The sequence below is a fragment of the Streptomyces termitum genome (genome assembly GCF_014650175.1).
GTDB lineage: Bacteria > Actinomycetota > Actinomycetes > Streptomycetales > Streptomycetaceae > Streptomyces > Streptomyces termitum.
Genome location: NZ_BMUL01000026.1, coordinates 50,726 through 60,781, shown reverse-complemented (window position 1 = coordinate 60,781; position 10,056 = coordinate 50,726). Strand labels below are relative to the sequence as shown.

General features: G+C 73.7%; 11 protein-coding genes. 7 read left to right on the top strand and 4 right to left on the bottom strand.

Going from position 1 to position 10,056, the window contains the following annotated elements:
* The 5 genes from IE219_RS30325 to IE219_RS30305 form a co-directional block, all read left to right on the top strand.
* A partial coding sequence (locus IE219_RS30325; protein ID WP_189983345.1) for a sulfate adenylyltransferase subunit 1 occupies positions 1 to 1,013 on the top strand: 1,013 nt, incomplete at its 5' end.
* A 209-nt stretch (positions 1,014 to 1,222) separates the two neighbouring features.
* Entirely contained in the window at positions 1,223 to 2,344 is a 1,122-nt protein-coding gene (locus IE219_RS30320) for an aliphatic sulfonate ABC transporter substrate-binding protein (protein WP_189983344.1), read from the top strand.
* Positions 2,345 to 2,386: 42 nt separating this feature from the next.
* On the top strand, positions 2,387 to 3,181 hold the full coding sequence (locus IE219_RS30315) for an ABC transporter ATP-binding protein (protein WP_189983342.1): 795 nt from the start codon (positions 2,387 to 2,389) through the stop codon (positions 3,179 to 3,181).
* On the top strand, positions 3,168 to 4,055 hold the full coding sequence (locus IE219_RS30310; protein WP_189983341.1) for an ABC transporter permease: 888 nt from the start codon (positions 3,168 to 3,170) through the stop codon (positions 4,053 to 4,055). Before IE219_RS30315 ends, IE219_RS30310 begins: the two co-directional genes overlap by 14 nt.
* Before the next feature lie 10 nt (positions 4,056 to 4,065).
* Positions 4,066 to 4,815, top strand: a complete 750-nt coding sequence (locus IE219_RS30305) for a sirohydrochlorin chelatase (protein WP_189983339.1) — start codon at positions 4,066 to 4,068, stop codon at positions 4,813 to 4,815.
* Positions 4,816 to 4,848: 33 nt separating this feature from the next.
* Here IE219_RS30305 and IE219_RS30300 read toward each other — a convergent pair whose 3' ends face one another.
* The 3 genes from IE219_RS30300 to IE219_RS30290 are packed head-to-tail and all read right to left on the bottom strand — an operon-like array spanning position 4,849 to position 7,043.
* Positions 4,849 to 5,403 carry a DUF1697 domain-containing protein gene (locus tag IE219_RS30300; protein WP_189983337.1) on the bottom strand — a complete coding sequence of 185 codons (555 nt, stop codon included), beginning with the start codon at positions 5,401 to 5,403 and terminating at the stop codon, positions 4,849 to 4,851.
* 9 nt (positions 5,404 to 5,412) lie between these two features.
* A complete protein-coding gene (locus tag IE219_RS30295) occupies positions 5,413 to 6,207 on the bottom strand; it encodes an ATP-grasp domain-containing protein (protein ID WP_189983335.1) in 795 nt (264 codons plus the stop codon).
* Complete coding sequence (locus IE219_RS30290) at positions 6,204 to 7,043, bottom strand: ATP-grasp domain-containing protein (protein WP_189983332.1); 840 nt, start codon at positions 7,041 to 7,043, stop codon at positions 6,204 to 6,206. The genes IE219_RS30295 and IE219_RS30290 overlap by 4 nt, the downstream gene beginning before the upstream one ends.
* A gap of 378 nt (positions 7,044 to 7,421) precedes the next feature.
* Here IE219_RS30290 and IE219_RS30285 point away from each other — a divergent pair, with 378 nt between their 5' ends.
* Together IE219_RS30285 and IE219_RS30280 are read left to right on the top strand one after the other, a co-directional pair.
* Positions 7,422 to 8,279, top strand: coding sequence for a phosphotransferase (locus IE219_RS30285; RefSeq protein WP_189983330.1), 858 nt, complete (start codon positions 7,422 to 7,424; stop codon positions 8,277 to 8,279).
* A gap of 63 nt (positions 8,280 to 8,342) precedes the next feature.
* Entirely contained in the window at positions 8,343 to 9,170 is an 828-nt protein-coding gene (locus IE219_RS30280; protein ID WP_189983360.1) for an alpha/beta fold hydrolase, read from the top strand.
* An 87-nt stretch (positions 9,171 to 9,257) separates the two neighbouring features.
* Here the strand turns inward: IE219_RS30280 and IE219_RS30275 are convergent, their stop codons facing one another.
* Positions 9,258 to 9,983, bottom strand: a complete 726-nt coding sequence (locus tag IE219_RS30275) for a 3'-5' exonuclease (protein WP_189983328.1) — start codon at positions 9,981 to 9,983, stop codon at positions 9,258 to 9,260.
* Positions 9,984 to 10,056: the final 73 nt, after the last annotated feature.

Sequence of the window (10,056 nt, the reverse complement as noted above, 5' to 3'; positions counted from 1 at the left end):
TGGTCACCGGCGCCTCCACCGCCGAACTGGCCGTGGTCCTCGTCGACGCCCGCAACGGCGTCGTCGAACAGACCCGCCGGCACGCCGCGGTCGCCGCCCTGCTGCGCGTCCCGCACGTGGTGCTCGCGGTGAACAAGATGGACCTGGTCGAGTACCGGGAGACCGTCTTCGCCTCGATCGCCGAGGAGTTCACCACGTACGCCTCCGAGCTGGGCGTCCCGGAGATCACCGCCATCCCGATCTCGGCCCTCGCCGGGGACAACGTGGTGGAGCCGTCCGCGAACATGGACTGGTACGGCGGCCCGACCGTCCTGGAGCACCTGGAGACCGTCCCGGTCAGCCACGACCTGACGGCCTGCCACGCCCGCTTCCCCGTGCAGTACGTGATCCGGCCGCAGACCGCCGAGCACCCCGACTACCGCGGCTACGCGGGCCAGATCGCGGCCGGCGCCTTCCGGGTCGGCGAGGAGATCACCGTCCTGCCGTCGGGCAAGAAGTCCACCATCACCGGCATCGACGCGCTGGGCGAGTCCGTGGACATCGCCTGGGCACCGCAGTCGGTGACGATCCGGCTCGCGGACGACATCGACATCTCGCGCGGCGACCTGCTGGCCCCGAGCGGCGACGCCCCGGCCGTCAGCCAGGACGTCGAGGCGACCGTCTGCCACGTCGCGGACCAGCCGCTGACCGTCGGCCAGCGGGTGCTGCTCAAGCACACCACCCGGACCGTCAAGGCGATCGTCAAGGAGATCCCGTCCCGGCTCACCCTGGACGACCTCTCCCAGCACCCGGAGCCGGGCCGGCTGGTCGCCAATGACATCGGCCGGGTGAAGGTCCGCACCGCGGAGCCGCTCGCCCTGGACGCGTACGCCGACTCCCGCCGCACCGGTTCGTTCCTGCTGATCGACCCGGCCGACGGCACCACCCTGGCCGCGGGCATGGCGGGCGAGTCCTTCGCCACCGCCGAACCCGCCGCGGCCGGCGACAACGACGAGGAAGGCTGGGACTTCTGACCATGGGCCAGGACTTCTACGGGACCTTCGCGAAGGAAGGGGGCCGGATCGGTTCCGGCGCCCTCGGCGCGGGCAGGGGAGGTGTCGCGCGATGTGCGTGCTGACCGCCTCCGCGTGCGGCTGTCGCCGCACGGCGCCGCTGTACCCGCTCCACCCCGCACGACATAGACGCAGACTTCGAAAACGCTGAATCGAGGGGAAAACCTCCCGTGCCTGCCACCACCCGTACCACCCCGCGCCGCGGTCCGGCCGCCGTCGCCGCCCTGCCGCTGCTGATCGGCGCCCTCGCCTCCTGCGGCTACGGCTCCGAGGCCGCCAAGGACCCGGCCGCCGGCAAGGCGCCCGTCGCCGCCGGAGCGAAGAAGCTCTCGGCCTCCGAGGTACGGATCGGATACTTCCCGAACCTGACGCACGCCACCGCCCTGATCGGCGTGCAGGACGGCCTCATCCAGAAGGAACTGGGCGGCACCGTCCTCAAGCCCCAGACCTTCAACGCCGGTCCGTCCGAGATCGAGGCGCTCAACGGCGGCTCCCTGGACATCGGCTTCATCGGCCCCTCGCCGTCCATCAACGCCTACGTCAAGTCCAAGGGCCAGAACCTCCGGATCGTCTCCGGCTCCGCCTCCGGCGGCGTGAAGCTGGTCGTGGACCCGGCGAAGATCAAGACCCTGGACGACGTCAAGGGCAAGCGGATCGCGACCCCGCAGAAGGGCAACACGCAGGACGTCGCGCTGCTCAACTGGATCTCCGAGAAGGGCTGGAAGGTCGACCCGGAGTCCGGCAAGGGCGACGTCTCCGTCGTCCGCACGGACAACAAGGTCACCCCGGACGCCTTCAAGTCCGGCTCCATCGACGGCGCCTGGGTGCCCGAGCCGACCGCCTCCAAGCTGGTCTCCCAGGGCGGCAGCGTGCTCCTCGACGAGACCTCGCTGTGGCCCGACAAGAAGTTCGTGATCACGAACGTCATCGTGTCGCAGAAGTTCCTCTCCGAGCACCCCGACGTGGTCGAGGCCGTGCTGAAGGGCACGGTGAAGACCAACGAGTGGATCAACGCCAACCCGGACGCGGCGAAGGCGTCCGCGAACGAGGCGCTGAAGAAGCTCGGCGGCAAGGCCCTCGACGCGAAGATCATCGACCCGGCGTGGCCGAGCATCGCGATCACCGACGACCCGCTGGCCGCGACGCTGAAGACGCAGTCCGAGTGGGCCGTCAAGGCACAGCTGATCAAGGAGCCCGAGCTGTCCGGCATCTACGACCTCACGCTCCTCAACAAGGTGCTGAAGGCCGCCGGCAAGCCCGAGGTGTCCGACGCCGGTCTCGGCGTCAAGTAACCGCCCCCGTCAGCGAATCCGTAACCCCAGGAGGTGACGACCATGGCCACGACGCTCGCCAAGGCTGCCGAGGGCACCGCAGTGGAGCAGACGCACGCCGCCCGGATCGAGCACGTCTCGAAGTCCTTCTCCGGCCCGGCCGGTACCCAGCTCGTCCTGGACGACGTCAGTCTCGACGTCGCGCCCGGCGAGTTCGTCACCCTCCTCGGGGCCTCGGGGTGTGGCAAGTCCACGCTGCTGAACCTGGTCGCGGGACTGGACCGGCCGACCCAGGGGTCCATCGCGACCCCGGGCGGCCGGCCGGCCCTGATGTTCCAGGAGCACGCCCTCTTCCCGTGGCTGACCGCGGGCAAGAACATCGAACTCGCCCTGCGGCTGCGCGGGCTGCCCCGGGCGGAGCGCCGCCCGGAGGCCGAGCGGCTGCTCGAACTGGTCCGGCTCGGCGGCGCGTACGGCAAGCGGGTGCACGAACTCTCCGGCGGCATGCGGCAGCGCGTGGCGCTGGCCCGCGCCCTCGCGCAGGACAGCCAGCTGCTGCTGATGGACGAGCCGTTCGCGGCCCTGGACGCCATCACCCGCGACGTCCTGCACGGCGAGCTGACCCGCGTCTGGGAAGAGACGAACCTCTCGGTCCTCTTCGTCACCCACAACGTGCGCGAGGCCGTCCGCCTCGCCCAGCGGGTGGTCCTCCTGTCCTCCCGGCCCGGCCGGGTCGCCAAGGAGTGGACCGTGGACATCGCGCAGCCGCGCCGCATCGAGGACGCGGACGTCGCCGAGCTGTCCCTCGAAATCACCGACCACCTGCGTGGGGAGATCCGCCGCCATGGCCAGCACTGACACCGCCACGACGGTCCGGAAGGACGACCTCGCCGGTCTGGAGGCGGGACTCGACGCGCTGGACGCGGTCGAGCTGCGCCGCACCCCGGTCCGGGAGGTCCTCCTCAAGAAGGTCCTCCCGCCCAGCCTCGCCGTCCTCCTCGTCCTCGCCGTCTGGCAGCTCCTCGTCTCGGCGAAGGTCACCGAGGAGACCAAGCTGCCCGCGCCGTCCGCGGTCTGGGACGGCCTGGCGGACATGTGGCTCCAGGGCACCCTGCTCGACGTGATCTGGACCAGCGTCTCCCGGGGCCTGTCCGGCTTCCTCCTCGCCCTCGCCATCGGCACCCCGCTGGGTCTGCTGGTGGCCCGGGTGAAGTTCGTGCGCGCCGCGATCGGCCCGATCCTGTCCGGTCTCCAGTCACTGCCGTCGGTGGCGTGGGTGCCGCCGGCCGTGCTCTGGTTCGGCCTCAACGACGCGATGATGTACACGGTGATCCTGCTGGGCGCCGTCCCCTCCATCGCCAACGGCCTGGTGTCCGGCGTCGACCAGGTGCCGCCGCTGTTCCTGCGGGCCGGCCGCACCCTGGGCGCCACCGGCCTCAAGGGCACCTGGCACGTGGTGCTGCCGGCCGCGCTGCCGGGCTACCTGGCGGGCCTCAAGCAGGGCTGGGCGTTCTCCTGGCGCTCGCTGATGGCGGCGGAGATCATCGCCTCCTCGCCCGACCTGGGCCTCGGCCTGGGCCAGCTCCTGGAGAACGGCCGCAACAACATCGACCTGCCCGGCGTGTTCCTCGCGATCCTGCTGATCCTGGTCGTCGGCATCGCCATCGACCTGCTGATCTTCAGCCCGCTGGAGCGCTGGGTGCTCCGCAGCCGCGGCCTGCTGGTGAAGTGAGCCACGTGCCATGACCTCCTCCCCCGTCCTCCTCGTCATCGCCCACGGCAGCCGCGACCCGCGGCACGCGGCGACCGTCCGGGCGCTGGTGCGCCGGGCCGGCGTGCTGCGGCCGGGGCTGCGGGTGGAGACCGCGTTCCTGGACTTCGACCTGCCGTCCGCGGCGGGCGTCCTGGAGCGGCTCGCCGCCGAGGGGGTGCGGGAGGTGGTGGCGCTGCCGCTGCTGCTGACCCGGGCCTTCCACGCGAAGGCCGACGTCCCGGCCGTGCTGCGCGGGGCGCCCGCCCCGCTGCGGATCCGGCGGGCGGAGGTCCTGGGGCCGTCGCCGCTGCTGCTCGCGGCGGTGGAGCGGCGGCTGTACGAGGCCGGGCTCGCGCCCGGCGACCGGAGCACCACCGGGGTCGTCCTGGCCTCGGCGGGCTCCACCGACCCGGAGGCGATCGCGGTGATCGCAGAAACGGCGCGGGAGCTGCGGCGCACCGGTTGGTGCTCCGTGCGGCCCGCGTTCGCCTCCGCATCCCTTCCCCGGACCGAGGACGCGGTCCGGGCGCTGCGCGCCGAGCCGGGGGTCCGGCGGGTGGCCGTGGCGCCGTACGTGATCGCGCCGGGCCGGCTGCCGGACCGGATCGCGGCGGGCGCGGCGGAGGCCGACGTCCTCGCGGACGTCCTGGGCCCCGCGCCCGAACTGGCCGCGCTGCTCCTGGAGCGGTACGCGGCGGCGGTCCGGGCCCCGGAGCGGATCCCCGCCGTCGCGGGCTGAACCACCCGCCGGGCCGTACCGGCGGTCATCCCGTCAGGCCGTACCGGCGGTCATGTCGATCAGGGCGCGGACGGTGTTCCAGTTGCGGGCCGTGGTGACCAGTCCCCGGGTGAGCGAGGGCTTCAGGACGGCGTCGGCGAGCCGCGACCGGCCGAGCCCGTCGGGCGTGTGCAGATAGATGACCCGGTCCCCGAGCGCGAACTCCTCGGGCGCGAGTCCGGCGGCGTCGACGGCGGCGAACCGCTCGGCGGTCACGGCCCCGGAGCAGTACACGGCGTGCACCTGCTTCCCCTCCAGTTCGCCGACGGGGAAGGGACAGGCATCGGCCACGGCGGCGAGGTACGCGTGGTCGCGGACGAGACAGTTGACGCGGAACCCGAACCGCTCCTCGACGGCGTCCTCGATCACCACCGCGATCTCCTCCTCGCCGTTCCCACCGGCAGCCGTGAAGACGGCGTTGCCGCTCTGGAGATAGGTACGGACACCGGTGTGCCCGAGCCCTCCGAGCAACTCCCGCAACTCCGCCATCGGCACCTTCCGCCGCCCACTGACATTGATCCCCCGGAGCAGCAGCGCGTACGTCGTCATGCGGTCACCCTAGGCGCCGCGGGCGCGGGTCGCCGCCAGTTTCGCGAGGGCTTCGGGGGCGCCGGGCTGGTCGCGGGCGCCGGGGAAGGCGTTGATGTCGACGATGAGCGGGGGGCCGTCCTCGGGGACGACGAGGTCGACGCCGTGGACGTCGAGGGCGAAGGCGGTGCCGACGGCGTGGAGGAGGGCGGTCCAGGCGGGGGGCAGGGGGGTCAGGGGGAGGTTGGGGCCCTTGCCGTCGGGGGTGAGTTCGGAGCGGCGCAGGGCGCCGAAGGGGTGGCCGGCGACGGACCAGAGCTTGCGGTCCCAGCCGTCGTTGGGCACGAACTCCTGGACGACGACCGGCTCGTCGGGCCACCGCCGGGCGAGGTCCCGCAGGGCGTCGGGGGTGTCGGCGCGGGCCACGAGGTCGCCCCGGCGGCTCCAGCGGCTCTTGAGGACGAGCGGCCGGCCGGTCCACGGCTCCGCGGCGAGCCGGGCGGGGGTGGTCACGGCGAGGGTGGGGGCGTAGGGGAGGCCGGCGCGGCGGGCCGTGTCGGCGAGGGCGACCCGGTCGCGGCAGCGTTCGGTGGCGGCGGTGGAGTTGACCACCGGGGCGCCCCGCGCCTCCAGTTCCCGGCCGAGGGCGAGGGCTTCGGGGGTGCGGGCCTTGAGGAGGTAGGCGTCGCAGGTGTCCGCCGGGGCGGGGTCGCGCGGGTGCAGCCAGTCGACCCGGTGCCCGGCGGCGCGCAGCAGGCGGGCGGTGTCGGCGAGGAGCTGGTGGCCGGGGTCGGGGGTGACGACGCCGATGCGGAGGGGGTTCACACGGGCTCCGTCCGGACCGCGCCGCTCTCGTGGCGGGCGAGTTCGAGGACGGCGGCGGCGACCCGGGCGGCCGCGTCGGGGACCTGCCGGAAGCTGGGGAAGTCGTTGACGTCGACGACGACGGGGCCGTCGGGGCCGAGGAGGACGTCGAAGCCGTACAGGTCGAGGCCGTAGACGGCGCCGACGCGGGCGGCGAGGGCGGCGATCTCGGCGGTGACGGGGACGGCGCGTTCGACGACGGTGCGGCCGGGGTGGAGCGGGGAGCAGCGTTCGGTGGCGTGGTAGTCGCCGGCGACGCAGTAGACCTTGAGGTCCACGCCGGAGTTGGGCACGTAGGGCTGGGCGATCAGGGGGCCCTCGCCGGCGAGCAGCGGGAGGATTCCGGTGAGGCGGCCGGGGTTGGCGACGAGGTGGACGGCACGGCCGGCGCTGCCGTCGGCGGGTTTGACGACGAGGGGGTAGGCGGATTCGGGTATCGCGGCGAGGTGTTCGGGCCGGGCCGTGGCGTAGGTGAGGGGTACGGGCAGGCCGTGGGCGCGGCCGATGACGGCGGCGAGGGCCTTGTCCCGCACCCCGCGTATGGAGCGGGCGTCGTTGACGGTGCGCAGTCCGACGGCGGCGGCGGCTTCGAGCAGCGGCAGGCCGGGGCCGCCGGAGACGGTCTTGAGGACCCAGGCGTCGTGGCTGCCGGCCCGGATCTCGTCGTCGAGGCGGAGCAGGGAGGCGCCGGGGCGCAGGACGTCGACGTGGTGGCCCCACGCGGTGAGGGTGCGGATCACCTCGACCGGCATCCCGTCGTTGCGGTAGCGATCTTCCACCAGGAAGCAGAGCCTCATCGGTCTTCCCGTATCCCCCGTGCCCGCGGACGCCGGTCACCGTCGTCCTGCGCTTCGTGATCTTCCAGGATGACACGGGCCGTCCGGCGGCTCGCGGGCACCCCCCGCGCCGCGGCGGGTGGAGGGACCCGCGCGGCGCGGGGGCGCGGCCCTCCGGGTGCGTCCGCCGCTCGGAGGGGAGGGGGCCCGGAGGGGGCCACCGCGCCCCGTGGGGGGCGGCGCGGGAGCCGTTCGGCACCTTTCCCGATGGACGGGGGGAAACGGAAGGCCCGTCACCCATCTGTGACTTATTGAACAAGGTTTCGTAATGCCGGGGGTGGGGTCGGGTGGTGCGAGACTGGCGGCGCACGCACACCGCTGAGCAGGGAGAAGAGGACGATGGACGAGGCGAGGGCGCGGGAGGTCCTGGGCGCGGCGGGGCTGCCGGCGGACGGGGCGCGGCTGCTCGCGCTGGGCGAGAACGCGGTCTTCGCGGTGGCCGGTCTGGTGGTGAAGGTCGGGCGGGACGCCGAGTTGTTCGCGCGGGCCGAGCGGGAGGTGGCGCTGGCCGGGTGGCTGGCGGCGGCCGGGATCCCGGCGGTGCGGGCGGCGGACGAGGAGCCGCGGCTGGTGGAGGGGCATCCGGTGACGTTCTGGCGGCCGCTGCCGGAGCCGGTGCGGCCGGCCGAGCCGCGGGACCTGGCGCCGCTGCTGCGGGCGGTGCACGCGCTGCCGGAGCCGGAGGGCTTCGTCCTGCCGCGCCGGGAGCTGCTGGGCGGGGTGGAGCGGTGGCTGCGGCTGGCGGGGGAGGCGATCGATCCGGCGGACGCGGCCTTCCTGCGGGAGCGGCGGGACGCCTTCGCGCCCTCGGCGGCGGCGCTGGTGCCGCACCTGCCCCGGGGGCCGGTGCACGGCGACGCGCTGCCGCGCAATGTGCAGGTGGGTCCGGACGGGCCGGTCCTGATGGATCTGGAGACCTTCTCGTCGGACCTGCGGGAGCACGACCTGGTGGTGCCGGCGCTCTCCCGGGACCGGTACGGCCTGGATCCGGCGGCGTACGACGCCTTCACGGAGGCGTACGGCTGGGACGTGCGGGAGTGGGAGGGGTGCGGGGTGCTGCGCGGGGCGCGGGAGACCGCGAGTTGCGCGTGGGTGGCCCAGCACGCGCCGCACAACCCGAAGGCGCTGGCCGAATTCGAGCGGCGGGTGGCCTCGCTGCGGGACGGCGATCTTGAAGTCCGCTGGTACCCCTTCTAGGGTGGCCGCCAGGTCGGTCCGGTTTTCCAACCCTTGAACGGGGCGAGAGGAACAGGTGGCGTGATGCGGGTACGGCTCTCCGAAGTGGAACTCGACGTCGAGGTGAGCGGCGAGGGGCCGGTGGTGCTGCTGGTCCACGGCTTCCCCGACAGCCACCTCCTGTGGCGCCACCAGATCGCGGCGCTGAACGCGGCGGGCTACCGCACCGTCGCCCCGACCCTGCGGGGCTTCGGCGGTTCGGACCGGCCGGAGGGCGGCCCGGAGGCGTACCACCCGGCGAAGCACGTGGGCGACCTGCTGGAGCTGCTGGCCCGGCTGGAGGTGGACCGCTTCCATCTGGTGGGCCACGACTGGGGGTCGGGCGTCGCGCAGGGCATCGCGCACGCGGTGCCGGACCGGGTGCGGTCGCTGAGCCTGCTCTCGGTGGGCCACCTGGCGGCCTACCGGGAGGTGGGCTGGGAGCAGCGGAAGCTGTCCTGGTACATGCTGCTGTTCCAGCTTCCGGGGGTGGCCGAGGAGTGGCTGCGCCGGGACGACTTCGCGGGGCTGCGGGAGATGCTGACCGAGCACCCGGACGCGGAGGCGGTGATCGAGCCGCTGCGCGCGCCGGGCGCGCTGACGGCGGCGCTGAACATCTACCGGGCGGGTCTCCCGGCGGAGGTGCAGTTCGCGCCGGAGCTTCCGCTGCCGCCGCTGCCCGCGGTGCCGGTGATGGGTGTCTGGTCCACCGGGGACCGCTTCCTCACGGAGGGCTCGATGGCCGGGACGGGCGCCCACGTGGCGGGGTCCTGGCGGTACGAGCGGGTGGAGGAGGCGGGGCACTGGTTCCCGCTGGACCGGCCGGAGACCGTGAACGGCCTGCTGCTCTCCTTCTTCGAGAAGAACGCCTGACGCCCGGCTTCGCGACGAACGGCCGGAGCCCGGCGGCGGGAGGAACAACCGTCCGGCCGGGTCCCGGGGCCCGGCCGGCGCGTCCCGTCAGGGGGTGGCGCCGGCGGGCTCGCCGCGCAGCGGCCACACGGGGTCCACGACCGCGTCCGCCTCGCCCTTGCGGCGCAGGAAGTCCTGGAAGTTCTCGGCCCAGGCGCGGTACCAGACGATCTGCCGCTCGTGGAGCTCGGCCGGGGTCATCGCGGCCACCTTCGGGTGCCGCTCGGCTATCGCGACGGCGACCCGGACGGCGGCGAGCGCGTCGGCGGCGGCCTGGTGGGCGGCTTCGAGGACGACGCCGTACTCGCCGCAGACCGCTTCGAGGTTCCGCTTGCCGCGCCGGTAGCGGTCGACGGCGCGGTCGATGGTGTACGGGTCGAGGACCGGCCCGATGTCCGTCCCGCCGAGCCGCTCCTCCAGGGAGGGCAGGCCGTGGCGGCGCAGTTCGGCGGCGAGCAGGCTGAGGTCGAAGGAGGCGTTGTACGCGACGACCGGGACGCCCTGGCGCCAGTATCCGGCGAGGGTCTCGGCGACCTCGTCGGCGACCTCGCGGGCGGGGCGGCCCTCGGTGGCGGCCCGCTCGCTGCTGATGCCGTGGATGGCGGTCGCGGGCTCGGGGATGGGGACGCCGGGGTCGGCGAGCCAGTCCCGCTGCCGGAGCACCCGTCCCTCGTGGAAGCCGACGACGCAGGCCGTCACGATGCGGGCTTCCAGCGGGTCGGTGCCGGTGGTCTCCAGGTCGAAGCCGACCAGTGGTTCCCCGTGCCAGGCCATCGATTCCTCCTTGCGTGATCTCCCCGTGGCGTTCTCCCCGTGGTGTTCTCCACCCTCGCACGGGCCACTGACA

Bases quoted from the DNA above. Each gene is read 5' to 3' on its own strand.
- IE219_RS30300 (WP_189983337.1), bottom strand. From the start codon at position 5,403: ATGACGACGTACGCGCTGCTGCTCCGGGGGATCAATGTCAGTGGGCGG.
- IE219_RS30280 (WP_189983360.1), top strand. From the start codon at position 8,343: ATGCGGGTACGGCTCTCCGAAGTGGAACTCGACGTCGAGGTGAGCGGC.
- IE219_RS30285 (WP_189983330.1), top strand. From the start codon at position 7,422: ATGGACGAGGCGAGGGCGCGGGAGGTCCTGGGCGCGGCGGGGCTGCCG.
- IE219_RS30305 (WP_189983339.1), top strand. From the start codon at position 4,066: ATGACCTCCTCCCCCGTCCTCCTCGTCATCGCCCACGGCAGCCGCGAC.
- IE219_RS30290 (WP_189983332.1), bottom strand. From the start codon at position 7,043: ATGAGGCTCTGCTTCCTGGTGGAAGATCGCTACCGCAACGACGGGATG.
- IE219_RS30310 (WP_189983341.1), top strand. From the start codon at position 3,168: ATGGCCAGCACTGACACCGCCACGACGGTCCGGAAGGACGACCTCGCC.
- IE219_RS30315 (WP_189983342.1), top strand. From the start codon at position 2,387: ATGGCCACGACGCTCGCCAAGGCTGCCGAGGGCACCGCAGTGGAGCAG.
- IE219_RS30275 (WP_189983328.1), bottom strand. From the start codon at position 9,983: ATGGCCTGGCACGGGGAACCACTGGTCGGCTTCGACCTGGAGACCACC.